This window comes from Pseudoalteromonas sp. BMB (genome assembly GCF_001709235.1).
GTDB lineage: Bacteria > Pseudomonadota > Gammaproteobacteria > Enterobacterales > Alteromonadaceae > Pseudoalteromonas > Pseudoalteromonas maricaloris.
Genome location: NZ_MBQA01000067.1, coordinates 155,680 through 182,113 on the forward strand (window position 1 = coordinate 155,680; position 26,434 = coordinate 182,113).

The following is a 26,434-nucleotide window of genomic DNA, read 5'->3' on the forward strand; positions in this document are numbered from 1 at the left end:
TTTGTAAAAAATGAAAAAGCTATAGCGTGAGCCTAGGCGCAATGTAGTCTAGAAATGCCGAAATCCGAGATGATACACCACTATTTTGATAATACACGGCTTGTACTGCTTCTCTGCGATTTGGCGAAATAATTTGCTCGGTAAAAACTTCAACAAGTCTTCCGGCTTTTATATCTTGCCTCACCATAAAGTTAGATAGCAGTGCAATGCCATGGCCTGCGATACACAATTGCCTCACGGTCTCACCACTGGATGCGCTAATGGAAAACTTGAGCTGCTGCGGACTTTGTAAAGGCCAGACGTTGAGATGTGGGGCATCGGTAAAACCTATCAAGTTATGATATGGAAGATCAATCAGTGGTTCATTACCTACAAATTTACTTAAATAGTCAGGGCTGGCTACAAGGTGAAGTTTACTGCGACCTAGCAAACGAGCATGAAGATTAGAGTCTGCCAAGTCACCAATTCGTATTGCGATATCAGTTTTATGCTCTAGCAAATCGATGATGCTGTCATGACTCGTTATTTCCAAAGTAATATCGGGAAAGGCCTCATTAAAACCTTTTAATATAGGCGTAAGCTGGTGAAAAACGAAAGGACTTGCAGCATCCACTCTTAATTTACCAGCTGGTGAAAATCGTAACAACTTTAACGCCTCTTCACCTTGCTCAATGGTATTGAGTGCCTGCCGCGCATAGCTTAAAAATAGCTCTCCTTCTTCGGTTAACTCTATCCGTCGAGTCGTTCGATTGAATAGGGTTACACACAGCGACTTTTCCAGTCGAGTTACTGCTCTTGAAACCTTTGCAACTTGTTCGTCCATCAGATTTGCTGCAGCGGAAAAACTCCCAGTATCGACAACACAGATAAAAGCTTCTAGATCTTCGGTTTTTGAGCTAACGGCCACGTGTGTTCCTTTTCATTTTCTACAAAAGTATTTTGTCATTTTTGCTATTTTTTGCAAATAAAAAAGCTTTCACACTACACCAACTTATTACTTATCACGTTAAAAGGGTTATTTATGCCGCTTGCATTACTGGCGCTGACATTAAGCGCATTTGCCATTGGTACCACCGAATTTGTCATTGTTGGTTTAGTACCGACTATTGCTTCCGATTTATCAGTTTCTCTGCCAAGTGCAGGTTTACTGGTGAGTTTATATGCCATTGGCGTTGCTGTTGGTGCGCCCGTTTTAACTGCACTGACAGGGCGATGGAATAGGAAATCTGTATTACTTAGTTTGATGGCACTATTTGTCTTTGGCAATCTGCTTGCGTGGCAAGCGCCAAGTTATGAAAGTCTCATTTTAGCGAGGATCATGACAGGACTCGCTCATGGTGTGTTCTTCTCGATTGGCTCTACGATTGCAACTAGCTTGGTCTCAAAAGACAAAGAGGCAAGTGCCATCGCCATTATGTTCACGGGACTAACCGTTGCGCTCGTAACAGGTGTCCCCTTGGGTACTTGGATTGGCCAACAGTTTGGCTGGCGAGCCACTTTTCTAGTAGTTTCTGCTTTAGGTGTTATCGCTCTATTGGGAAGTGCTTTATTAATTCCAAAGAACCTAAAGCAAAGCGCATCTGCCAGTCTATCTGAGCAGGCAAAGGTATTATTGCAACCCAGATTACTGCTAGTCTATCTTATGACCATACTCGGCTACGGTGGAACCTTTACGGCATTCACCTATCTTGCGCCAATTTTACAACAGGAAGCTGGTTTTAACGCCGCTACAGTCAGTATTATTATGCTGGTTTATGGCGTATCTGTTGCTGTTGGCAATATTTATGGCGGAAAATTAGCAGATAAAAAGGGGCCGATAAGCGCTCTGACCATCATCTTCGCGTTACTCTCGATCATTTTGGCTGTGTTGACATTTACCATGCAGTCGAAAGTAGGCGTGGTGATCACAGTACTAGTGTGGGGAGCATTTGCTTTTGGAAATGTACCTGGTCTTCAGGTCTATGTTGTACAGCTAGCCGAAAAGTTTAGTCCAAAAGCGGTGGATGTCGCATCAGGGTTGAATATCGCTGCGTTCAACGTTGGAATTGCGCTCGGCTCTGTCTTAGGTGGTCAAATTGTTGAAAATATGTCGCTGCAGGACACTGCTTGGGTAGGGGCACTTATTAGCGCTGCAGCCTTATTAGCAACCCGTTTTAGTGGCCATCTGGATAACAGATCTTTATTGAAGGCTCAAGTTGTAGAGTAGGTGGTAGCTTATCACGGGGACTTTTATTAAGAGACCGCCACGTGAAGTGACTCCTACGAAAAGGCGATCTGGTTTAGCAAATATTCAAATCTCACCAAAGTAGGAGCAGGTTAATCCTGCGAGCTTTTGTTAAAAGATCGCCACGTGAAGTGGCTCCTACGAAAAAAGCAATCTGATTTAGCAAATATTCAAATCTCACCAAATTAGGAGCAGGTTAATCCTGCGAGCTTTTGTTAAAAGATCGCCACGTGAAGTGACTCCTACGAAAAGGCGATCTGGTTTAGCAAATTTTCAAATCTCACCAAAGTAGGAGCAGGTTAATCCTGCGGACTTTTGCTAAAAGATCGCCACGTGAAGTGGCTCCTACGAAAAAAGCAATCTGATTTAGCGAATATTTAAGCCCCAACAAAGTAGGTGCAGGTTAATCCTACGAGCTTTTGCTAACAGATCGCCACGTGAAGTGGCTCCTACTAGACTAAACAGCGCACTATTGTTTGGGGATCGCATTTCCTTTAAACGACACTTTGATATTCGTCACTTTACTTAAGTCATAAAGCTGTGGATTTTTCAGCTTGATTGACCAAGTGGTAAACGGAGTTGGTTTAAAGTAATTAATCGCATAATCATTTGCGATTGCACCACTGGTGATTGGATCTATGCGCGTCGTTTCACTATCTAACAGCTCGTAACTTACCAATCGGTATAACGACTCTGCACTAAATTGATAGGGTTGCCCTTTAAACCTATCTTGATATGAACCACTAGATCTTACTTCGATATCATAGCGCTGGTTCTCATTTAACCCAGAACCTTCTAGTACAACATTGACCTCGTCTAATCTAACTCGATCAAACTGGGAAAAATCAATATCTTCCAACGACAGCGTAAAGCTCATTTCACCGTCTTGCGCAAAATCCAGCAATTGCTGCGGCGCATCTAACTCTTCTATGGTGAGCATAAAATCTTGAGGTCGAGGGTTAAAACGCAATAATGACGCGGCCTCTTGTTCACGTAGTAAAGCTAAGTCTCGGCGGTATTCTTGATAACTTTGATTAAGGCTTGGTGTCACTATGGTGTCATCAAGAGACCAGTAGCTAAATGCCGCCTGATAGTTTGTTAATGCAACAAATATCGGACGTTTTAGATTATTCAAAGTCCGGAATAGCTGTTCCTCCATGTCCTGAATTTCATCTAGACTGTTTTGAGTGTTTTGTAAAAATGCATCTATACGATTGATCTGTTTAAGCTTTGCATCAGCGGTGATGCGCAAATCTATCTGTCTAGATTGCTCCTGGGCAATATCAATCTCTACAGCAACTATTGCCTTACCATGATTAATCAACTTTTCGATAGCAACAAGGTAGTCACTTGCACCATCAATGTCTTCATCTATGGCCTTTTTCATTTGTGCCTTAGCAGTTATCAAAAATTCGTCCCAAATTCGATTTGCCTCTTCTTTGGTCGGAATGAGTGAATTAAGACGATTGAACTCTTGTGCAAGCTCACTACTAGAAAACGGATCAGCGGTTTTTTGCGATAACACGTTTAACTGGCCGCTAACCGTTTGTACTTTATCCATTAATGACGCGATATCATCAATTTTGGTTTTTAATTCATTGATCTCTTGGATTGTGGCGGGCAAGCTCGCGACCAAGTCTTTCAGACCGCTGGTGTCACCCCCAGCAGCACCCGCAAATGCAGTGCCCGCACTAATTACGGTTTCAAGTACTTTAAGCCCAATTTCAGTGATTTTATCTAGTTTGTAGTCCAAAATTCCTTGTTGAAACTCGACCCCAGAATAGAAGACATTATTTTCTTGTCCGCTGAATGATGCTTTTTGTTCATCAAGTGTTTTTACCAAGCTCGTCAGTTGCTCAACAGAGCGAGAGATAATTCGTTGCTCAGCAGATGCAACGTCGAATAGGTTATCCTGCATCAAAGTGAGATCTTGGCGCTTGTTTTCTAAACTTCTGCCTTGTTGCTGAAAATTATTGTAGCTATCCTGATATGCTTCCATCGCGTCAATATATGCTTTAATCGTTAACTCATAAAAGTCGCGGGATAGGCTAGGCACATAGTTTTTGTTAAGTGTTGCGTACGACAAAAACTGTTTAAAGTTAGCCAGCTGCAAGTAAAAATTCTTTGCTTGAACGGAAGATTCTCTAACATCATGAGCTGCGTTTAAAATAGATTCAGGCCAACTCAACATCTCAATACTCAACGCTGGATTTTGATCATAGATAGAAGCCGCCATATCGAATGACTTTTCAAATGCATCTAAAAAGTACTCTTTATGCACAGAGATAAGTGACGTTAACGCTGGCGAAACAGGCGTTGCAAACTTATTGCCTTGTATTACCTGATATAGCGTACCAAACGAATCCGGTGCAATACTAAAGCGTTCAATTTCACCATCACTTGGCGAATGAGCTGTGATTATATTGATATTGGCCTCAACTTTATCAGCCATAAATACCAATGTTGATGCTTGAGCACTTTGGGTGTCTAAATTGATACTCACCGTACCATTACCCATTATTTTACGTGCAACGATAAAAATTCGTTTGTTTGGTGCATCGAAAATCATGTTTCGGTCGATTTCTACCGTGTCAGCCGCAATGACGATAGTATTATGATCTCTTGCACTGGAAAGCACGTCATTCAAATTTACATGTAAGGCCGAGACCAAATAATTTTGTGTGTCTATCTGTTGTTGATTTGAAGTCGTAACGCTCGGTAGGTTTTGACTTAGCTCAAGATTATATAGCTCGTTCCAAGTCGCAGCTTGGCTCGAAAAAGCGCAGCCAATCAACAGGCTGAGTAAAGTTGGTTTCATAGTAACTCCTTGTTGCAACATAAAACACCAACCTATTGAGCGCTCTATGAAAGTAGATCGCTCAATAGCTGTTGATTTATGATGCTAAAAATTCAAACTTATTGATGTTTACTGCTGTGATGTAGGCAGGTAGGCATTTTGTAGAAACGTCCTTGCTTTATCTGCAATGTCTTTCCATGAGTTGCTGGCATTGCTAGCAAGAGGTGAAGAAACGATCCCTGCAACAATCACGTTGGCATTACGTAAAGCATTTTCACTGTCTAATTGAGTCAATACATCTCGAAGAGACTTCATATCTCCATACAAAGACTGCCAGTGCACTTGAACTTTGCGTACATTAATTAGCGCAGTTTCAATTTTTTCGTTCATGCCTTCCACTTGACCTTTGGCAATTTGATAAGAGGCCGCTAGACTCATCGCGTGAGCGAGTTCCTTATTCGCCGTCTCAATTTGAGATTCTACTTTATTAATCTCGCTCTTTACTTCCTCTAACTGAGCACCTTGGATACTACCGCCAATGATTAGCCCAAGTATGCCGCCAAGACTACTTAAGCCAATACCGGTTTTTAAATCACTCTTTTCATCATTCAGATCGTTAAGTCGTCGTTGTAATGTGCTAATTCGGTCACGTATATTAGCTGGCTGGTCTTTGTTTAAAATGTCCTCAAAAGTGCCTTCTAGTGTATTTAATTGTCCAGAGTGTGTAGTTAAATCTCCTTGAAAGGAAACAAGTTGATCTACCACTGTTTGGGTTTTTGTTAGATTACCATCAACAAAATTCATGAAGGTGTTTAGAAATGAAATCGCTACTTGTCTGCTTTGCTCAGCAGCTTGCAAATCTCCGCTTAGCGACGCGTTATGTAGCTTTGTTAGTTCATCAATAAATGGTTGAATTAGCAATACATGGGTATCGGAGTAATTCGCTAATTTTGTCGCAAGATCAATGATGCTTGGATAAAGCTTATGATTCCAATTCTGACCCGACGCATTGATTGATTCAAAGGTTGTCATCAGTGCAATGTAGTCGTTATTTAGAGGCGTATCTACTGGATATCGCGTCGCACTTCTAAAGGCAGCTTCGTTATTAGGTAAACTAACAGCTGACTCAGCAAAAACTTGAATTGTATGCCATTGCTCCTGAGTAAGTAGGAAGTCATTCGACCCAACATCTATAAACAGCGGTGAACCTTCGATATCGCCTTGAAGTGTATCGTACATAATTGGTGAAATTTCTGGGACGTTGGTATTCGCCGTAGCAAGCTGACTAAGCCCAAATAGCTGTAGTGATGTTACGATAGCGATTGCGCTTTTCTTTAACTTAATTGATTTCATCTTTCATATTCCTTAATCAATCGGTGTTCTAACTGTTAAGTTGCACTAGACCTCTTTTGGTCTCTAAAGATGCAACTGAAGATAAAAGTGCATGTAGTTAAAATGTTAACCAAATGTACTTTTAATATTATTGATATAGGGACAATAAGAATGGAAGAACTTCTACACTTTCTAACAAATTGAGGGATTTAGTTGCATTTTCAATAACACTAAATAACATGGCATACAATCTACAAAATAACAAATTAAGTAAATGAAAGTTAACAAAAACGAGCTACAACCTAGCCATCCATAGCTATAGATGTAGAGGGTTTTGTTACAGACAGATAGTCAACAGTTTATTTTTACAGCTACTTTCGCTCAAAATTCAATCTCAATTAAATTGTTTCATAAAATCGAACTCAATGTTTCTACCGCTGTAAATGAGACGCACATTCTTTGTTGAAAAAATAAATTCAATCTATTATCAACCATCTGATCTTAGTTAGAAAAATCAAATTAACTGCCCGTTAGCACAACCACTTAAAGTTATCTAAATGACTTAAAAATTCAAACAAGATTACACCTAAAACGATTAAGTAAATTATCAATAACCACTTTTAGCTAGGTTGGGAAAGTGACGCTGAATTTGGTATAGACCATAAAGTACATTTCATTTATAACTATTAAAAATACATGTTTAATTTATGTAATATTTATGTAATTTTATTTGGGTGTGGCGGTCTTTATCTTATAAAGTAACGTGAAAAGAGAAGTCAAAATGAACAAACTAAGAAGAATGATGATATTTAAGGGGGTGGTAGAGTCAGGATCACTGACCAAAGCCGCGGAGAAGTTATCTTTGTCTAAATCAGTGATCAGCCAACATCTCAAGAAACTAGAAGAAGAGATAGGAACACCACTATTATACAGAAACACACGAAGCCAATCATTGACCAACGTTGGTAAAGACTTCTATGCGTATTGCCTTGAAATCAGCCATTTATCAGAGTTAGCTTGGGAAAAAGCAAGATCTAAGCAATCAGTACTTGCAGGGCAGTTAACAGTGACAACATCCTATGCTTTGATGCAAACCATCGTTGCACCTGCACTATGTAAGCTGATTAAAGCGCATCCTAAGATCCGCCTGAATTTAATTAATGAAGATCGCCCTCTCAATCTAGTAGAGCGGGGGATAGATCTTGCTGTTAGAGTGGGAAAAAGCGCAGATGTGGAGCAATCACAGCAATATATTGGTTCATTTAGAGACGTGCTGTATAAAGCAAAGGACAGTGAATTTAACGACACAACCGCTCCTTACATTGCAAACTCTTGGGAAGGTAAAGTCACAAATTATGAATTTATCCATACCACACAAAATATCGTTAAACCGCTTTCATTCAAAGCACATCACAAAACCAATTCCGTTAGCGATACAATAGGGCTCATTGAAAGCGGTTTGGGTATCGGGTTAGTGCCAGAAATCATCGCATTTAATAATCATAACCTGGAGCGAGTAGATCCCGAATTCGAGCTGGAAAAAGTGGAAGTATTTTGTATTCATAAAGGTAGTACTGATGTACCCGCGACGATACGAATTGCGCAAAGTGCTATTAAAAGCTATATGGATGCTCATCAATTTGTATTGAAAAATGCTGCGATGCACTAGTGAGCGTCAGATGGAATGTTGTCCTCATTTGCGTTACTAAGAATCTACGTTATGCTTGCAGTAGTTTAAGAAAATTATTTCACTCTAAACATGAAGTTAAAGGAAAATCTATTCTCCCGTTGTGCCTTGGTATTTGGACTAATATTGTTTGCGATAGTGAGTCAAAGTACACAAGCGAAAATAACCATTGCGGTTGTAGGCAAAACTAAAAATGACACCTTTTATGAACAATCGTATAAAGGGTGTGTAGACTTTGCCAAACAACATCCAAATGTAGAATGTATCTACGATGGTGCAGACGACTATCAAGATTTTAGAACGCAAAGCCTTATTATTAACGAACTATTGAATGAAAAGGTAGACGGTTTATTAATATCAACTACCGATTCAAACTATCTCGTGTCACGTTCACTCAAAAAGGCGAAGCAATTGAAGATCCCAGTGATCACTTTTGACTCTGACCTTTTAACAGAGCATAAAGATTACCGTCTCGCCTATGTAGGAACCGATAACTTTGCATTTGGTGTTGCACTAGGAGAAGCCGCCAAGCCTTATAAAAAGGCGGCGCTTCAATCGTTTTGTATTCAAACAGGTCATCACTCAACACCTAATTTAGATAAAAGAATTAAAGGCGTTAGATATGCTCTTTCTACACATACAATAGACAATCTTACAAAAACAGAAAATGATCTCAAACAGGGGTGGCAAGAGTACGAACGATGCCCACTTTATACTATGGGTAAACGAGAAGATGCGATAAGCCAACTATTGACCTTGCTAAGTTATGAAGCCCCCCCGATTTTTATTGCTGTAGCAGGCTTCGCCCAATTTCACTCTAATTATATTGAACGCGTATTGCCATACAAAGAGAAGATCAAAAATAACAATGCAGTGATCATTTCCGCAGATACAGAAGAGATGCAACTTAAAGCTTTGGAAAAGGGACTTTCAACAATCAATATTGGCCAAAACCCCTATGAAATGGGCCGAAAAGGAGCGGAATTGCTTTATAATACGATAGCGCTTGGCCAGGCGCCCTCCGAGGATAGCTACTACTTAGACTTTCATTACTGCAATCAAACAAACATTCTTAGATGTACCATTAACCACTAGCTTTAATGACCTTGTTATACGTAACCTAAGCTTCAGTCAAAATAATGGATAGGTTTCAACACCTATTTTTCACGCTACAAAAACAATACTAAAGTATCAATTTAAAAACCTGTTTAGAGACGTAAAACATCATAAAATCTGGTTTTTCGGTTATTCATTGACCGCCAACTTAAAAAATACGACAATGGTAGTATATTGAGTGACGTTAATGTAAACAAAAAATTTACATTAACTCTATTTTATTGGAGTGGCTATGAAACTTAACTTTGCAACCTTGGCGTTAATGTCAGTTATTGGTACAGCAAGTGCTGCCGACAATTTAGTCGTTAACGGCTCATTTGAAACATCAGGCAATATTTCTGGTGATTGGGCGTTATTTGACAATCTCCAAGGTTGGAGCAGAGAAGGTGCCAAATTCGAAATTCAAAAGCAAAGCCTTGGTATTGCCGTGCCTCAAGATGGCAATCAATATCTAGAGCTTGACTCGACTGCAAATTATACAATCTACCAGAATATCCCAACAACGGCTGGTAAGAAGTATAAAGTGAGTTTTTATTACTCACCTCGAGTGATAAACAATGATTCAACTAATCGCGCACGTGCATGGTTTGGCGATAATACACTAGTGACGATGAATGCAACGACTCGTGGCTGGACAAAGTACGAGTATACTGTTGAAGCAACAGGTAGTTCGACACAGTTACGTTTTCAGGGTTTAGGTACTTCTGACTCATATGGTGCGTTATTAGACAACATCGTCGTGACAGAAGAGGAGGAAGTTTCACCTCCAGAGCCGCCAGTAACTTGTAAATTAGGCGTGTATGGCATCAATAACTTTGGTGAAAACAGCAATAGCTATGTTTATAAATTTGACATGGTAAATGGTACCTATGCATACGTTGACGGCGTCGCTAACACAGCCTCAAATATTGCTGCGCACAATGGCGCACTTTACTTTATGGAACAAAACGACAGTGCATCTAAAGCTTCATCACTTTGGAAAGTTTCACTAGATAGTGCAGAACAGACTCTAGCTGCTAATGCGGTTTCATGGCCATTATACCGTTCAGCAGTAACGCCAGACGGTACTAAATTACTTGCAAGCAGCAAAACTTATCTTTATGAGTTTGACATGCAAACAGGCGCAAAAACAGTGCTTGGTAAACTAAGCTATGCAGGTGATGACTTCTCACATGGTGATATTGCATATTCAGCAGATACTAACGTGATTTACGTACTAACAGGTAAAGCACTTTACACGCTAGATAAGGGTGACATGACTTTAGATCTTGTTGGCGAGCATGGCGTAAATTGGGCATCAGGTTTAGCAGTAAGCTCTGACGGCACTTTATACGTGTCTGGTCGTAATTCAGGTGAAGATGCTAAGATCTACACACTAGATCCAAATACGGCACAAGCGACCTTTGTTATGGATGGCCCAGAGCACATCAACGATTTAACGTATGTAGCGAATTACTGCGAATAGGTCAGTCTAATTAAGCAAGGCGAGGGGAAACCCTCGCGTTTTTTTGTATATAGCTAAAGTAACTGATTGTTTTATATTAGAAGCCTAACACCATGAAGTTTGTAAAGGCCTTAGCGAAGATGCTTTGATATTTCCAAGAGATATAAAATTTGTAAGATAAAAAGATATTGTTAGGGCATCTAATCCTGCATTCTCTCTAAAACCTCTTTTTGAATTTCTTCTTTACTCGGCCTGCCAATTTCTAAAAGAGGAAACACAAAGTGAATAGCAGTTCCTTTTTTTGAGCTTTTAATACTCAACTTGGCTTTATAGCTTTTCGCAATTTGTTTTATGGTATAGATCCCTAATCCGAAATGAAGTCGTGAATAAAGCGCCATTCCATTACCATTATCAGAAATCATGACATGAATTTGATCTTGTTGTTTACTAATAGACAGGCTGAGTTGTGTTGCTTTTGAATGTTTAAGCGAATTATCAACACAATGGTAGGTTACGCTGTAAATGTCCTTTTCCAACTGTTTTTTAAGTTGTGTCTCACCAATGGAAATATTGAAATCGAGATCCATATCACTCATATATGAACAATGAGCCTGCAACATACTGATAGCAACGCTCAGTTTTTCTTTACCAAGTGCCGCATGACCTCTTGCCAATGGTTCGAGCTTCAAAAGTGCTTGGTCGAGTTTGTCTAAACCTTCTGAAATCCTAATATCATCACCGCTACACAACTTTTTAGCCTCGGCAACTTTAAGGACAGAATCACTCAAGTCTTCTTTTTGGTATTGGCGTTGATTATTCCTGAAAACCTTATGAAAACTCTGCACCCAAATATATATATACACAGAAATCGCTATCACTAGGATGAAGACCAAGGCAGCATACACTGAAATAGCTAAAGGTGTTGAATACCACGGCGCAGCCACGTTAAAAGTCAATGACGTAACGTTACTGTAGCGTCCCTTATTCTCAACCCTAAATAAAATATCGTATCCTCCTGGTTTTAGGTTGCTAAGTTGCATTCCCGCAGCTAACAATTTTTGCCATCCAGTATCGTTTATGTTTGCTTCAAACGAGTTGACATGCTGATCTACAAAATTGTAGTCACTAATCGTTATTTCAATAGCTGGATGCTGACTAACCAGTTCAGTAAACTCCAAATAGGTTTTACCATCCAGAGTGACACTTGTTACCTTTGGCGCATAAAGATCGACAGAAGGAGCCGTTGTGAGCTCAAATATAAAGTCTGAACTGGCAGCATAAAGCTTGTCGCCCAAAACCTTAAGGCTTCCGATAGTAAAAGAGTGTGCCTTTGTACCTGGTACCAATTTTGTGTGATCTGCACCTCTTTCTAAAATGTGGACACCATTGTTTGTCGCTAAATACAAATTGTCATTAAACTCCACGAATTCCTTTACAAAACTTGGTGAGCTTAACTTTTGCCAAACTCCACTATTGGGTTTAAACCAGACGCCTTTTCCATAAGTCGCTGCAAATAGGCCTTCCTCTGTGACATAGCTATCAGTGACAACTACACCATCTTCAAATAGACTGCGCGTCCAGTCTTGTTTATCAACAACCAACAAACCTTGTTTGGTGCTTGCATAGATATAATTACCACTATGATTTATGTCTAAGACTTCCAGGCTTGGAAGCAATTGCCTGAGTTTTTTGTCTACTATTAATTCCAAGTTTGAGCTAACTTCGACAACTCCATAGCCATTTGTAGCGATATGCAACGTATTATCAATCACTGAGAAATTAAGCACATAATCATCATGAACTTTTGTTATTTTCTTACTCGCTAAATCGACGAAATAGGTGCCCATATCGGTTCCTATCGCAAGACCGCGATTGAAGAGTTGAAAAGCCGTAACCTCAAATGCTTGAGCTGATATCTGGCTATTTAACCAAGTTAATGGTTCAACACTATTTCTGCCAGTTTTTTGGAATATACCCTTGGTAGTACCAATCCACAATTCTCCTGCAACACCTTCAAGTACATTATATTTAGACCCTAAAGACAATTCCGAAGACTTTAGACCAACTTCGATAGGCTCGAATGTGTTTAGGCCTAAACCCCACACCCTATTTTTGCCATCCACATGTAGTTTGCTGTAGTTCTTTTTCTTGGTGTTAATGCCTGTTCTTGTAATATTTAGGTCTGTCAGCGTAACTTCATTAACGCTTTCGTTATCTGTAAAATAGATAAAATAGGGGGCAGCAAATACGATATTATCAGCATTGTCTATTTCCATATTAGAGATAAGCTGCTGCTGTAGGGTAGAGTAGTAACTCATCCTATTATTAACAAAATAAACAACGCCATGCGGTGTTGCCGCTAAATTGCCATTATCAATGCTTAGTGCTTCAACGGTTTTTATTACGCCATCTTGTATTAAAAAAACACCTTCTGTTGTCATCAAATAGGCTAAATTTGCAAACGCGTCAATGTCTAAAACTCTGCTTGAGCTACTGTATATTGTGCTGACTACTCCTGACTCAATATCAATCCTTTTAACATCATATCTTCCTAGAGTGAAAAGCGAAGAGTTTGTTAACGCTAGTTTTGTCGCCTCCACAGACGCTATTCTTTTCGATTCTAGACTCGTTAGATTCGTGATCCAAACGTCACCATTAGAATACAAAGAAAACAATGTTTTATGTTGCAGTTTGATATCACGAACCAAGCCTCTGGGTAATCCAGCAGCTTTACTTAAAGGAAGAAAATGTCGGCCATCGTATCTATATACGCCATTGTGCGAGGACAAATAAAAGTTATCGTTTGAGTCATGAACGACGCCATTTAGATGTTCAAATTGGAACGCTTGTAACTGCAATGAAAGGGCAGTAAGAAATAAAAATACGAAGATGCGCATGAGACAATCCATTCATTAAATGCGGCCAACCACAAGAGCTGGCCTTACTTCCTAGTTGACCTCGTATGCATTGTGATCTCTTACACCACAACCCGCTACGACGATAGGCAAATCGTTCTTAGTTTCTTCAGATGCCGTTTTATCAACTATATTACGCCCCATTGTAACACTCTTTAAGCTTTTGTTAAGTTTTTGATTGTCACTTTGTGATTTTTTCCAATTAAATTGCTTTTCACGCTCTGCAAGCACAAACAAATAGGTGGGTTTACGAGGGTCGGTTTCATTCTTTTTATTATTCCAAGAATGCATCACAGCCTCGCCTGCTTCAACACCATATAAATGTGTGTAAGCTGCTGCCAATAGCTGAGCTCCAGAATCACTCATCACCATAAGCGCTGTATTTTTATAATCGCTACCACAATCGAACGACACGTCTACATTTAATGTAGAACCATCAGGCAACAGCAGGTCTGCATTCATCCTAGAAACACGAGCCCGGTCTTCTAGTGGAGTTAGAGCATTAGCCGCACTAATACAAAACATAGTTGCAGCGATTGGAAGTAGTATCTTTTTAAACATAGAGATTTCCTTTTAGTCATAAAATGCGTCCCTTCATCAACAGTTTCAACCAATACGTTATTGAGTCGTATCTAGAGAATTTCTCCTACAACAATAATATGGATTGTTTAAGTGTTAGAAGGCCACGCTACGGTATACAGATCTCGCCTGAAAACATAATTTGCAAGACCACATCTACCATCTTATTTGCAGATAAAATATCTTCAACTACAAAAGTACTGTGAGCTTAATCTTTAAAGCTCTTCTCTCTACTATTGTTGATCTGTAGAGCACCAACTGTAAACACCTAGTTAAGAGCTAATTTTTTATTTTATAGTACCAACCCGAAGTAGACGATGCTTTTTGCTGATGATAATTACAACGGCTAAAAACGTTACTAGCTTGTGGAGATGCAACTTTAATTGTGCTCTGGACAACAGCATGACTGATGATATGAATACTAAGATTGAACAAACACCCGTCATTTTGCGGGAGTTTAAGCTATTTAACATAATATAAATTATAGGCTTACCTATACAGTATTGCATAACACCTACCTGCATCACTATAATATGTCCAATACTAACCAATATCGGACTTACCATGATTTTACCACTAGTTGATACCTTAAAGCAGCTAAGGTATCAAATCGCCCACCTTGAAGATGATACGCTTGCGCATGAGTATCCTGAACTGACAAAGTTCTTGGCTAGTCATGGTAAATCACTACCGGTACATAACGAGCTGCAGTTCTTATTTCAGTTTTTGTATGTTTACGGTCGTAAGTCTGAAGCAACTTTTAACCGCTTTCGTAATGAGCTTGAACGTTTTTATTTATGGTCGTGGCTGGTTGCTGAGAAGTCAGTGTTTGAGCTAAAACGCGAAGACGTCGAGGCGTATGTAGATTTTGTGGTAGAGCCAGATAAAGCATGGACGCAAACTTCTGTACAGTGGCGTTATAAGCAAAACCAAGGAATCCGTCAGGTTAACGAAAATTGGCGGCCATTTGTTCTCAAAGAAAACGGCGCTAGCCAGCAAACGTTGGCCGCGATGTTTACCGCGCTGAATGTGTTTTACAAGTTTGCAATTTTAGAAGAAAAGTCGTTTGCTAACTTTGTTCCGGTGGTTAAAAAAAATAGCCCGTATTTAGTTGTTCAATCGCAAATCAATCTTCCTGATACGCTGAGTGATTTGCAATGGGAATATGTTTTTGGTGTAACTCGTGATTTAAGTGAACAGCAACCAGACCTTGAACGGAATCTCTTTGTATTAGCTTGTTTAAAGGGTTTGTATTTACGTATTTCAGAGCTGTCAGACCGCCCTCATTGGTCACCGGTAATGAGCCATTTTTGGCAGGATCAAGATGATTTTTGGTACCTAAGAATTATGGGTAAAGGCAATAAGCTAAGGGATGTAACGCTTAGCGAAGACTTTATCAGCTATTTAAAGCGTTATCGGCAGTACCGAGGATTAAGCGCCCTGCCTCGCGTTGATGAGCCCTACCCCATTGTTCATAAACTAAGGGGCCAAGGCGGTATGAACGTTCGTCAATTACGCCGTATTGTTCAGCAAAGTTTTGACTTAGCAGTGGCTAAACTAAAAGAAGATGGCTTTACGGAAGAGTCAGAGCAACTCGAAGCCGCAACTTCACACTGGCTAAGACATACAGGTGCAACACATGATGCGCAACACCGCCCGCTAAAACATCTATCTGAAGATTTAGGTCATGCCAAAATCGCGACAACCGATCAAATTTATATTCAAACCAATATTAAAGAACGCGCCAAATCGGGCTTAAAACGAAAGATTTAAATATAAGAAAAAGGACATTCGAGAATGTCCTTTTGAATCTTCAATGAATAAGTGCACTATGCTAAAACTCACTTACGCTTAAAGCGTACAATCAGCTCGTGCATTTCTTTTGCGGTCGATTCTAAATCTTTACTCTCTTGATGTACTTTGTCTGCACTATCCAGGCTATTGTTCGCAAGCTGAGCAATATTCACAACTTGCTGATTAATGTCATCAGACACGGTCGCTTGTTGCTCAACAGAAGTTGCAATTTGCATCGACATATCACTAATCTGGATAACAGCTTGGGTGATTTGTTGTAGCATATCGGTGCTTTGATTCAGCTGTTCAATACCATGGAGCGATTCTTCTTGGCCTTGCTGAGCAATATTTACTGACGCTTGTGTGCTGCTGGTTAGCTCTTCAATAATTGCATGGATCTCTTTAGTCGACTCTTGAGTACGCTGTGCTAGATGTCTAACTTCATCAGCAACTACTGCGAAGCCCCTACCTTGTTCACCAGCTCGCGCAGCTTCAATTGCTGCATTTAGTGCTAGCAAATTAGTTTGCTCAGCGATTTGTTCGATAATCTGTGCGGCTGCAGCAATTTTATCAGTTTGCTTAGAGACGCCTTCAACAGAATTGCGGATATCGGCAATGGTATTACTTAAATCACCAAAAGCAATTTTGGTTTTATTAGCGATCTGTTCTGTTTGAGAAGTCAAATCAAGGGAGTTCTGAGCATCTTTAGCACTCAATTGCACGCTGTTAGAGACATCGTTGATGGTTGTTGTCATTTCATTCATGGCAGTAGCAACAAGCTCAGTCTCAGTTTGCTGCTTTTGTAAATCGGCATAAGTTGCTCGCGCTTCTTTACTCGCCGTATGCGCTCCTTTTGATACGTTTTGCGCCGCATGTTCAACACGCGTAAGAATTGTATCTAGGTGTGCCCTTTCACTCTTTAAACGAACTTGGATTGATGCCATGGTGCCATCCCAAGTCGAATAAACTTGCTCAGATATCTCATCGCAAAAACTGTGCGCCAACTCAGATTCTAGTCGTCTCAGCTGTTCTTTATCGCGCCAAGTTGCATAAGCTGAATATGCTAGCATATTGGCCATTAACCAAAAAAAGCCTGCAGATTCTGAAGCAAAATACCAAAGTGCCAGTGATGAGACGATGTTAAATACTGGCCAAACAACACGTAATTTGGGAAGACTGAAACTGCTTCCTTTATTAGTATTTACGTTTGTATAAAGTTGACTTGCCCGTTCAACCGTCGCCCTATCTGGGCAGCTTCTAACCGACTCATAGCCTATGATTTTGCCATTTTCTGTTATTGGGGTTACATAGGCATCGACCCAGTAGTGATCACCATTTTTACAGCGGTTTTTTACGATCCCCATCCATGGCTTACCTGTTTTAAGCTGCGTCCACATGGTTTGAAACGCCACAGGTGGCATATCTGGATGTCGTACTATATTATGAGGTTGACCAACTAACTCATCACGGGAAAATCCACTAACATCAATAAACGCTTGATTGCAGTCAACAATATTACCTTTCAGATCAGTGACAGAGATGAGTTTTACATCGCGAGAAAAGGTTTTTTCTCTTTGGGTTACTGGGTGGTTGGTTCTCATTAGACATGTCCAAAACTAACAAAAAATTGATTTTCCCTTAAAGATTTGCAGGAAAATACGCCCTCAATCCATGAATAGCAATAGAGAAGGGATTAATTAACGATAATTACAACTATAGTGTGAGTTAATTTTAGGCGCAAATTGATTTATGCCAGTTTAGATCGAAATTAGGCTTACTCCCGTATAGCCTTTCTTGTAAAATAATCCTATTAAAATGATAATCTAAGGAGCGTTAGGTGTCTCGCTTTTCAGCCATAACAGATAACCCCCATGAAGGCCGATTTAATTCCAAAACGGGTATTCTTATTACAAATTTAGGTAGCCCAGATGCACCAACGGCTAAAGCACTTAGAGTTTATCTCGCTGAGTTTCTTTCCGATCCCCGTATTGTCGAAATTCCAAGACTAATTTGGTTAATGATTTTGCATGGCATAATTTTACGTGTTCGCCCTAAAAAATCTGCACACGCCTATCAGTCAATTTGGACTGATGAAGGCTCACCTTTGATAACCATTAGTCGAGCGCAAACTGATAAAATAGAAAAGCAATTACGCAGTGAAGGTTTTGAAGGCATCGAAGTTGAGCTTGCCATGCGTTATGGCAACCCGTCAATTGAATCAGGGCTTGAGAAGTTAAGAGAAAAAGGCATCACACGAATTATCATTGTGCCGCTATATCCTCAATACTCCAGCGCGACAACAGGTTCAACCTTTGATCAGATCTCAAAGGTGCTAAGAGGTTGGCGCTGGGTACCAGAGCTGCATTTTATTAATGGCTATCACAAACATCCGCTTTATATTGAATCTTTAGCTAATTCAATTAGAGAAGATCTTGAGGCGAATGGAGAGCCAGATAAATTGGTTTTTTCATATCATGGAACACCAAAGTTATTTTTAGATAGAGGCGATCCGTATCATTGTTTTTGCCAACAAACGACTCGCTTAGTCGTTGAAAAACTTAATCTTGATAAAGAAAAAGTGATGACCACCTTCCAAAGTCGTTTTGGTAAAGCAGAATGGTTGCAACCTTATACGGACAAAACACTTGAGAGTTTTCCGAGTCAAGGTATTAAAAACGTCGCAATTTTAAGCCCAGCTTTTAGTGCCGACTGCTTAGAAACACTCGAAGAGTTAGAAGTTGAAAACCGTGAGGTATTTGAGTCTGCTGGCGGCGAAAAGTATCGTTATATTCCTGCGCTAAACGACCGTGATGATCACATTAAAGCGATCACAGCGCTGATAAAACCACTGTTGTAATAAAGACGCAGAAGCAATCTGCTATTTCTGAGGTGTGATATCAAAATATCACACCTTTATTTTTCTAATGCACTTTGTGTTTGTTCAGCAAAAGCGTCTGTTGTGAGTAACTCAAGGCAGGCATCTATTGGTTTTGCGGGGCTGTAAAAGAATCCTTGAATGTGATGACAACCAAGCTCTCGTAACTTTTCGAGTTGAGTAAACTGCTCTACCCCTTCGGCTATCACACCAATTCCCAACTTATCACTGAGCTTAATGAGGCAGTCTATCATTACTTGTTTGTTGTAATCAGACATTAAGCTGTCGACAAAGCTCTTGTCTATTTTTAGGTAATCCACTTGATTTTCTATCAAGTTACTTAATGATGAATAGCCAGTACAAAAATCGTCAAGCGAAACCTTTATCCCATGCTCTCTTAGTTGATTAAGCGTTTTCCAAGTATAGCGATTTGTAGCAAGCGATTCGGTAACTTCAATGGTAATTGCTTCATACGGGATCTTGGCTTTTTCAATGGCAGAGGTGATTAGCTTCACCTGATTAATACTGGCTTTAAACTCACTAACAGAGCGATTAATAGAGATCCCAACCTCTGTAAAACCAGCTTGGTGGATTTTTGCTAAGTCTTGACAACTACGCTCAAGTACAAACTGTCCAACTAAATGAATAAGACCAAATTCTTCGGCGATAGGAATGAAAGTACTTGGTGATACCATTCCGTATTCATCATCAAACCAACGTACTAGGGCTTCAAACTTTGTGATGTGGTTGGTATCAGCATTAACGATCGGCTGATAATAAACAGTAAGCGCTCCTTCTTTCAGAGCCTGCTTTAACTTGTCTTTAAGCTTTATTTTATTTAAATAGGCATTTTGAATTGCCGCATTGTGTAAGGCTACCTGTCCGCGCTCGGTCTTTTTCACGCTATTAAGTGCATGCGCTGCGTTTCTGAGTAAATTTGCTGCGGTGATCCGAGAGCCAGCTTCAAGCTGTGCAATGCCTGTAGAGCAAGTGACTTCTATGGTAATTTCATTAAATACATAGGGCTGAGAGAGTTTCTGTGAGAGCTTTTGAGCAATCTTTAGCGCGCTTTCTACATCGCTGCGCGTAAGTAGTAACGCAAACTCGTCACCACCGTACCTTGCGATAATATCATTTTGGCGAACCGCATTTTTCAATCGTTTAGCTACAGAAATAAGTACCTTATCGCCAATCTCCGGACCAAAAACATCGTTGACTTCTTTAAACCTATCCAAGCCAATAAAAAGTAGTGAGCAACTTGTATTGTTACTTCTTGAGCCCGATATTTGTTCTTCTAAGCGCTGCATAAAACTACGGCGATTTAATAGCGCGGTTAATGGTTCATGATTAGCGTAGAAGGTAAGTTGAGATTCATTACGCTTCCATTCAGTAATATCTCTAAAGATGCCGACGTAGTTAGCGACTTTACCTTGCTCATCCTTCACCACGCTCAGTGTTAATTCCTCTGGATAAATCTGACCGTTTTTGCGACGGTTGTGGATCTCTCCTTTCCAGTGACCAACCGTACTCAACGACGCCCACATTGCTTCATAGAATGATTTATCTTGCTTACCAGATGACAGCACCGCGGGGTCTTGGCCTAATAATTCGTAGCCGGTATAACCCGTTAGTCGCTCAAATGCACGATTTACCATAATGATTTTATTTTCATTGTTGGTGATCATAATGGCTTCTGTAGCATGCTCGAACACAACATTAGTGAGTTCGAGCTGTTTATTTAGCGATGAAATATAGCTAATATCTTGAATAGTCGCAGTGAATACAAGTTCATCGCTATGCTGCTCATCAGACTCTACTTGACCAATAATTCTTAATAACCCGTAGTGTTCGGTGCGAGAGGTCAACGAAACTTGTAAATCAACATGCCGAGTTCCACCTAGTTTGACTTTCTCTAAAGCTATCCGCAGTCGTTCACTATCTTCTATTGTGAGTTTATCGAGTAATAATGATAGAGATAGAGAATCAGTTTTTGTCTTAAGTAGATGATTAAGATGAGAGGAAAAGTAGTGTTTGTTCTGTTTAAGTTGCCACGTCCAAGTGCATAAGTCTGCTATTTGCTCGCCTTTTGCAAGTTGTTTGAGCAAAATTCCTTGTTTGGTCAATTCTAAATTATGGCTAAGCTCCGTTGAGATCAGGTGTCCTAATTCTTGAAACCATAGTTTTTCTTCTAGGCTGACTTGTTTTTCTTTATTAAACAAACAGACCATTATTCCTATGGGTGTATGATCTAATGCTCGCAAAGTTAAACCAAGATAACCCTCTATGCTTAAAACGCGAAGGATCTCATCCTCTTCATAAAGTTGCTGTAAACCACTTGTGACGCAACATACATCATTGCTTGCTTTAGCATCAAAACAAGGTGTCCCTTCAAGGTCATAAATAATATTATCGACTTCTTCACCATCCGCGAGGTACATCACGGTCTTTACACGCTTATCGTTATCGATAAATTTACCCACAAAACAATGATCCGCATCAAATCGTTCATACAACTGTTTCAATGCAAATTGATATCGCTGATTAGTGGATGTTAAATTGTAAAAATGGCTAAACGTTAAATTCATAGAAGTCTGTATGGCTCATTCCCGACCAAGATTTTTGTTTAATAAATAATAATAGCTTAATAAACTACATAGAATATAAATACAGATCAATAAATTTGCTTTGTGATGAGAAATTGAGTCTAGTGAAGGCAAGATAGCGCCGATTGGCGCTATCTAAGAAGAAAATTTGTTTATCTACAGTTGCGGTTGTACGTCCAAACCATAACCAAACATCACAGCGAGTACCAGTACAGTTGCCGCAGCGACCATGAGTTTAGCCATCAACGGCATACAGAATCTAAACCAATGTGTGTAAGGGACGCCAGCCATGCCGAGTATCCCCATTAATACCGCATTTGTTGGCACTATCATATTTGAGAAGCCGTCACCAAACTGATACGCAAGTACCGCAACCTGTCTTGGTACACCAACTAAGTCGCCTACCGGCACCATCAGTGGCATAGTCACATATGCCTGACCTGAGCCCGACGGAATGAACATGTTTAAAAGCGTTTGGATAAGTAACATACCAACGGCCGAAACTTCTGCAGCGACATAAGAAAGAGGAGTTGAAAGTCCATGCACAATCGTGTGAAGGATTTGACCATCTTCAAGAATAAGGGCAATACCACGAGCTACGCCAATAAGCACAGCAGTAGTGACCAAGTCTGAAACCCCCTCAATAAAACGGTTTGCAGCTTCGTCTGCTGAAAGTTTACCAAGAATTGAAATCACGACACCCCATGCGATAAATAAACCACCTAGCTCGTATAAATACCACCCCTGAGTGGCAATTCCCCAAACTGCACAAACAAGCGTCACAATAAAAGTAAGCAAAATAGTTCTATGACGACCGTTAAGCTGCGGATAGCTTGGCGCAGCCTGACCTGCCAGTGGGCAAGGCACATCTTTCATCATCGAGTGCTCAGGATTTTGTTGTACCTTTTTTGTGTAACTCCATACATGATGAAAGCCAATCAGTACAAATGGAACAAAAATAGCAAATCTTAACCATATACCCGAATAGACTGGTACTTCAGCAATTTGCTGGGCAATTAATACCGTAAATGGGTTAAATGCTGACACACCGTATCCAATACCGTAGCCTGCGATGATCATGCCAACGGCAGTCATGGCATCCAGCTTCATTGCCTTACAGAGCGCAACTAAAATCAGCACAAACGGAATGTATTCACCTGCAGTACCTATCGCACTTGAAGCGATTGCAAAACAAAACACCACCATAAAAATCAGCTTTTGTGGTTTATCGCCATTTTTCTCAAGTAAGCGACCGATCAATGCATCAACAGTGCCTGTTGCACGTGCAATTGCGAGTACACCACCCACTATCATCACAAAGAAGATAACGTCTTGCGCAGCAGCAAAAGCGCGAGGAATAGCTTTTAACAGATCCCAAGGAGTTAGTTGAACTGATTCTTCTGCAATGTGGTAGGTGCCAGCAAGTACAACTTGTCTGCCAGTGTCAGTGGTTGCAGTATCAAAAAAGCCTTGTGGAATAATCCAGGTCGACAGCAATGCAATTAACATCATACCTAGCAATAAGACTAGTGTATGAGGAACTTTCAATGTTTTTGCCATGGAAAGTACAGCTCCAAATTAGGTAACGGTAAAAATTGCAACGCATCTTACCGATATTCGGAGCAGATTTCACTTTTTAATATCGAATTTCCAATTATGCTACATTATGATTAGCTATAACGGCATGCTCTACGCGGTTTCTACCGTTAGCCTTAGCTTGATATAAACTACGGTCCGCTAGTTTAAGTGCGTGATGCAAATCCTCAGAGCACAGCGGCCAATGAGAGATCCCAAGAGAAATCGTGATATGTCCCGCCTCGCCAAACTCAGTTTCAGCGGTACATGCGCGCAGACGCTCAGCGATCCTATCTGCTTTGTCTATATCTACATGCGGTAGAAACATCAAAAACTCTTCTCCACCACTACGACATAGGTGATCTTGTTCACGTGCATTAGTGCGCATCAGCTCTGCGAGTTTTCTGATTACCACATCACCAACATCGTGGCCGTAAGTATCATTCACGTGTTTGAAGTGATCGATATCAAGCGCAATAATGCTAAACGGAGTTTGCTGCTCATAGGCAGTCTCTAGCCACTTTTCCATTCCTCGTCTATTGAATAAATGAGTCAGCTGATCTTGCTTTCTTTCATCGTCAAAGCGCTGGATCTGTGCTCCTAAGTTCTTAACACTACTGTGCATTGCCTGATAAAGCCACGCGGCTTCATAATACCATGTGGATACATGTGGAAAATCGATGTTTCTGCCATCTTCCACTTGCTCTGATAACTTAGCTAATCGCCATAATGGCTTAGCAATTAAGGTTCCGAGTCCAAGCACACAAATTAACAAAAATACAGTAAATGGAATGGTAGTTTTGAGTACGTGCCGCATGGTGTTCGATAATTGTGACATCGTGACCTCTAATGGGCGTTGTGCCACGACCCCCCAACCACTCGTCGCTACGGAAGCATACCCAGCTAGCATTGCTACCCCTTGGGTATTGACGATTTGGGCGGAACCTGAAGTTTTGCTGAGTAATGATTCAACGACCTCATTTTTGGTGACGTCTTGCCCAATACGATGATCATCATGATGATAAATGAGTTTACCGTTGGGGCCGGTAACATAAATATAGGTTTTGTCTTGGTGATGATGGTTTGCTAATAATCGGCCTAAGATATTGTCACCTTTAAGATAAATCCCAGCTGCGATAAAACCTACGAATATTCCTTCTTGGTCAAACATTGGATGAGTTGGGCTCACCATCAAATTCCCAGCCGGCGAAACAAATGGACCTACAATAAAAGGGGCTTTTTCACGAAGTGGCAAAGTTTCGACTTCATTTTTGAGTGTAGCTCCTATCACACCAAGTGAACTTGGTTGGGCACCGATAATTTCACCTTTTGCGTTTACTAACACGATAGAGTCAAAACTATGTGTCCTTGTAAGCATTTGACTCAACTCTTTATTAACCACCTCAGGGTTATCTAGCTGCGTCGCAATGGTTTCGCTCGACGCTTTTAGTTGCATCAATACTGATTGCAAGAAGAGATCGGTAACATCTGCTAACTTAGTTGCATAGGCACGATTTGCCTCTAGCGTATCTTTTACCATCACCTGTTTTTGCACTTGGTAGCTCGAAAACAATGCGTTTAGTAACGATGTAAATACGCATAATGTGGCAAGAATGAGTATCAGCTTTTTAAGGTCTAACCAATGTTTTGCTTTATTTATTTGTACCACTAAAAATTCTCTTTAATGTACTTCCATGACATTTTAGCTATTCGTTTGAGTGAAACAGTTAATCTATATCAAACTCTGGTCAGACCAATAACGAATTAGAACGTCCACATTCTGTGTGCCCGTATTATAACCACATGGTTAAAAATATTTAGTTTTTTGAACGGATTATTGGTATTGTCTCAGCTATCAGGTGTAAAATAATCTGAACATAAATACAGCGAAGTTCTTAATGAAGAAAAAGACTACCAATCCACTAGTTGGCCACTTTACACTTGCTTGCCTTGCGCTTGCGGCGATATGGATGTTCGTATCTGATAAAGATGCATTGCTTGTCCTTAATTCCTTGGTTCTTGTCTATATTGTATTTGCTTTAGCAAAACGGTTGATGAAATCTTCCAATAAAAAGTAACTTACTCTACTCACCTAGTTCAGAGCTAAGTTACGCATTAGCCCTGAACATCATAAATAGTTTGTTTTACTGCCTAACCAGCTTTAATAGATTTTCTCCCCTACTATCAAGCTCATTAAGTGGCTTAAGCCCCATAATGTGTGTAAGTGTTGGGTAAACTTCTAAATTGCTAGCTTGTTCTATCGTTACACCCGATTTAAAGGCGGGGCCACTTGCGACAAAAAATGCGGCCATATCAGCTGTTACCTCATACCCATGCGTACCATAATAACCTTGCTTACCTTTTTGCATGAAGACAATAGGTGCTTTTGCTTGCATGATAATGTCACCGATACGAGAAGACTCACCGCCATTAAGTTGCTGTTTTCGCTCACTACTCAACACCTCATAACGACCCTCCGCTTTTTCACGTAACTGCTGTATAAGTGCTTTTGCTTCAAGTTTTTCTTCGCCTAGCGCATAAAGCGACACTCTCGTTCCACTGTTTTTGATAGTCCATTCTTTAGGTATATCTAGCTCTTCGAGGATCACAGCTTTGTCTGGCTCTATACTTGCCATACCATGATCAGAAACGAGTACTAGGTTCACTTTAATTTTGTCCTTTTTCAAAGCAGCGACAAAATCTCCGATTAAGCCATCAACAAATTGTACTGCTTCTCTCGTTTTTTCATGGTCTGGTCCGTATCCATGACCCATAGAATCCACTAGAGAAAAGTAGCTAGCGACAAACAATGGTTTTTCGCTTTTTGGTAATTTTAGCCAATTGTGTATTTCATTAAGACGATTCTTGTAATCGGCTTTCTTTGAATAATGATAGTAATAGTCAGGCGTCATACCATTGATTCTAGCGTCTGATTCTGGCCAAAAATAAGCGGCAGATTTATATCCATGCATTTTTACAAGATTCCATAAGGGAATACCACTTATCCAAGAGCTATCCACTTTACCCATCCCCATCTTATAACACTCTTCACGCTTCTTATCGCAAAAGTAATTATCGACGATGCCATGATTGATTGGTTTTAAACCCGTAACAATAGACAGGTGATTTGGAAATGTCTTAGTCGGATATTGAGGCCATAGCTTAGTCGCGCGGACGCCCTGCTTCGCAAGATTTGCAATATTCTTTGCATCGTGTTTTTCAATGTAGTCCCATCTAAATCCATCGATGGAGATCAATATGGTTGTCGCGCGCTCAGCAAAAGCAGTGCAACTAAAGATAGATAAGGTGAAAAGGAGGATTCTTAGCATGTATAAATTCCCGTGTCATGTGAGTACCGCTGCAAAAGTAAGAGGCTGTGCAGCATAATCCGTGTGATTGCAGCCGCATTAAATCACAATGATTTGAAATTTATATTGATTTGCGGTCAGTGGATGGCAATTATAGATATTCGGGGAAGGTTAACTTTCACTAT

At 40.2% G+C, this 26,434-nt stretch carries 16 protein-coding genes; 6 read left to right on the top strand and 10 right to left on the bottom strand.

Annotated features, from left to right (window positions below):
- Positions 1–19 precede the first annotated feature (19 nt).
- Positions 20–907, bottom strand: a complete 888-nt coding sequence (locus tag BB427_RS05690) for a LysR family transcriptional regulator (RefSeq protein ID WP_069019238.1) — start codon at positions 905–907, stop codon at positions 20–22.
- A gap of 114 nt (positions 908–1,021) precedes the next feature.
- On the opposite strand from BB427_RS05690, the gene BB427_RS05695 reads away from it, so the two are divergent.
- Positions 1,022–2,206 (top strand): MFS transporter, encoded by a 1,185-nt coding sequence (locus BB427_RS05695; RefSeq protein ID WP_069019239.1) that lies wholly within the window; start codon positions 1,022–1,024, stop codon positions 2,204–2,206.
- A gap of 487 nt (positions 2,207–2,693) precedes the next feature.
- Here BB427_RS05695 and BB427_RS05700 read toward each other — a convergent pair whose 3' ends face one another.
- Both BB427_RS05700 and BB427_RS05705 read right to left on the bottom strand, forming a co-directional pair.
- The gene (locus BB427_RS05700) at positions 2,694–5,042 is read right to left on the bottom strand and encodes a hypothetical protein (protein ID WP_069019240.1); all 2,349 of its coding nucleotides are present in this window, start codon (positions 5,040–5,042) and stop codon (positions 2,694–2,696) included.
- A 108-nt stretch (positions 5,043–5,150) separates the two neighbouring features.
- On the bottom strand, positions 5,151–6,374 hold the full coding sequence (locus tag BB427_RS05705) for an alpha-xenorhabdolysin family binary toxin subunit A (RefSeq protein ID WP_039495188.1): 1,224 nt from the start codon (positions 6,372–6,374) through the stop codon (positions 5,151–5,153).
- A 760-nt stretch (positions 6,375–7,134) separates the two neighbouring features.
- On the opposite strand from BB427_RS05705, the gene BB427_RS05710 reads away from it, so the two are divergent.
- The 3 genes from BB427_RS05710 to BB427_RS05720 all read left to right on the top strand — a co-directional run bounded on the left by BB427_RS05710 (position 7,135) and on the right by BB427_RS05720 (position 10,621).
- Positions 7,135–8,022, top strand: coding sequence for a LysR family transcriptional regulator (locus BB427_RS05710; RefSeq protein WP_069019241.1), 888 nt, complete (start codon positions 7,135–7,137; stop codon positions 8,020–8,022).
- A gap of 126 nt (positions 8,023–8,148) precedes the next feature.
- Complete coding sequence (locus BB427_RS05715) at positions 8,149–9,135, top strand: substrate-binding domain-containing protein (RefSeq protein ID WP_083229840.1); 987 nt, start codon at positions 8,149–8,151, stop codon at positions 9,133–9,135.
- Positions 9,136–9,388: 253 nt separating this feature from the next.
- The gene (locus tag BB427_RS05720) at positions 9,389–10,621 is read left to right on the top strand and encodes a DUF642 domain-containing protein (RefSeq protein ID WP_069019243.1); all 1,233 of its coding nucleotides are present in this window, start codon (positions 9,389–9,391) and stop codon (positions 10,619–10,621) included.
- Positions 10,622–10,800: 179 nt separating this feature from the next.
- Here the strand turns inward: BB427_RS05720 and BB427_RS05725 are convergent, their stop codons facing one another.
- Both BB427_RS05725 and BB427_RS05730 read right to left on the bottom strand, forming a co-directional pair.
- On the bottom strand, positions 10,801–13,497 hold the full coding sequence (locus BB427_RS05725; protein ID WP_069019244.1) for a sensor histidine kinase: 2,697 nt from the start codon (positions 13,495–13,497) through the stop codon (positions 10,801–10,803).
- A gap of 51 nt (positions 13,498–13,548) precedes the next feature.
- On the bottom strand, positions 13,549–14,076 hold the full coding sequence (locus BB427_RS05730; RefSeq protein WP_069019245.1) for a hypothetical protein: 528 nt from the start codon (positions 14,074–14,076) through the stop codon (positions 13,549–13,551).
- 582 nt (positions 14,077–14,658) lie between these two features.
- Here BB427_RS05730 and BB427_RS05740 point away from each other — a divergent pair.
- On the top strand, positions 14,659–15,867 hold the full coding sequence (locus tag BB427_RS05740) for a tyrosine-type recombinase/integrase (protein WP_069019247.1): 1,209 nt from the start codon (positions 14,659–14,661) through the stop codon (positions 15,865–15,867).
- 68 nt (positions 15,868–15,935) lie between these two features.
- Here the strand turns inward: BB427_RS05740 and BB427_RS05745 are convergent, their stop codons facing one another.
- A complete protein-coding gene (locus BB427_RS05745) occupies positions 15,936–17,489 on the bottom strand; it encodes a methyl-accepting chemotaxis protein (RefSeq protein ID WP_069019248.1) in 1,554 nt (517 codons plus the stop codon).
- A gap of 236 nt (positions 17,490–17,725) precedes the next feature.
- Here BB427_RS05745 and hemH point away from each other — a divergent pair, with 236 nt between their 5' ends.
- Complete coding sequence (gene hemH, locus BB427_RS05750) at positions 17,726–18,745, top strand: ferrochelatase (RefSeq protein ID WP_069019249.1); 1,020 nt, start codon at positions 17,726–17,728, stop codon at positions 18,743–18,745.
- A 56-nt stretch (positions 18,746–18,801) separates the two neighbouring features.
- Here the strand turns inward: hemH and BB427_RS05755 are convergent, their stop codons facing one another.
- The 4 genes from BB427_RS05755 to BB427_RS05775 all read right to left on the bottom strand — a co-directional run bounded on the left by BB427_RS05755 (position 18,802) and on the right by BB427_RS05775 (position 26,270).
- Positions 18,802–21,348 carry a putative bifunctional diguanylate cyclase/phosphodiesterase gene (locus BB427_RS05755; protein WP_069019250.1) on the bottom strand — a complete coding sequence of 849 codons (2,547 nt, stop codon included), beginning with the start codon at positions 21,346–21,348 and terminating at the stop codon, positions 18,802–18,804.
- A 174-nt stretch (positions 21,349–21,522) separates the two neighbouring features.
- On the bottom strand, positions 21,523–22,926 hold the full coding sequence (locus BB427_RS05760) for a YfcC family protein (RefSeq protein ID WP_017216779.1): 1,404 nt from the start codon (positions 22,924–22,926) through the stop codon (positions 21,523–21,525).
- 94 nt (positions 22,927–23,020) lie between these two features.
- The gene (locus BB427_RS05765; RefSeq protein WP_069019251.1) at positions 23,021–24,610 is read right to left on the bottom strand and encodes a sensor domain-containing diguanylate cyclase; all 1,590 of its coding nucleotides are present in this window, start codon (positions 24,608–24,610) and stop codon (positions 23,021–23,023) included.
- 475 nt (positions 24,611–25,085) lie between these two features.
- Positions 25,086–26,270 (bottom strand): alkaline phosphatase family protein, encoded by a 1,185-nt coding sequence (locus BB427_RS05775; protein WP_069019252.1) that lies wholly within the window; start codon positions 26,268–26,270, stop codon positions 25,086–25,088.
- Between the last annotated feature and the right edge of the window lie 164 nt (positions 26,271–26,434).

What these genes read in the sequence shown, in the direction of transcription:
- BB427_RS05695 (WP_069019239.1), top strand. Translation starts at nt 1,022, where the DNA reads ATGCCGCTTGCATTACTGGCGCTGACATTAAGCGCATTTGCCATTGGT.
- BB427_RS05700 (WP_069019240.1), bottom strand. Translation starts at nt 5,042, where the DNA reads ATGAAACCAACTTTACTCAGCCTGTTGATTGGCTGCGCTTTTTCGAGC.
- BB427_RS05705 (WP_039495188.1), bottom strand. Translation starts at nt 6,374, where the DNA reads ATGAAATCAATTAAGTTAAAGAAAAGCGCAATCGCTATCGTAACATCA.
- BB427_RS05710 (WP_069019241.1), top strand. Translation starts at nt 7,135, where the DNA reads ATGAACAAACTAAGAAGAATGATGATATTTAAGGGGGTGGTAGAGTCA.
- BB427_RS05720 (WP_069019243.1), top strand. Translation starts at nt 9,389, where the DNA reads ATGAAACTTAACTTTGCAACCTTGGCGTTAATGTCAGTTATTGGTACA.
- BB427_RS05725 (WP_069019244.1), bottom strand. Translation starts at nt 13,497, where the DNA reads ATGCGCATCTTCGTATTTTTATTTCTTACTGCCCTTTCATTGCAGTTA.
- BB427_RS05730 (WP_069019245.1), bottom strand. Translation starts at nt 14,076, where the DNA reads ATGTTTAAAAAGATACTACTTCCAATCGCTGCAACTATGTTTTGTATT.
- BB427_RS05740 (WP_069019247.1), top strand. Translation starts at nt 14,659, where the DNA reads ATGATTTTACCACTAGTTGATACCTTAAAGCAGCTAAGGTATCAAATC.
- BB427_RS05745 (WP_069019248.1), bottom strand. Translation starts at nt 17,489, where the DNA reads ATGAGAACCAACCACCCAGTAACCCAAAGAGAAAAAACCTTTTCTCGC.
- BB427_RS05755 (WP_069019250.1), bottom strand. Translation starts at nt 21,348, where the DNA reads ATGAATTTAACGTTTAGCCATTTTTACAATTTAACATCCACTAATCAG.
- BB427_RS05760 (WP_017216779.1), bottom strand. Translation starts at nt 22,926, where the DNA reads ATGGCAAAAACATTGAAAGTTCCTCATACACTAGTCTTATTGCTAGGT.
- BB427_RS05775 (WP_069019252.1), bottom strand. Translation starts at nt 26,270, where the DNA reads ATGCTAAGAATCCTCCTTTTCACCTTATCTATCTTTAGTTGCACTGCT.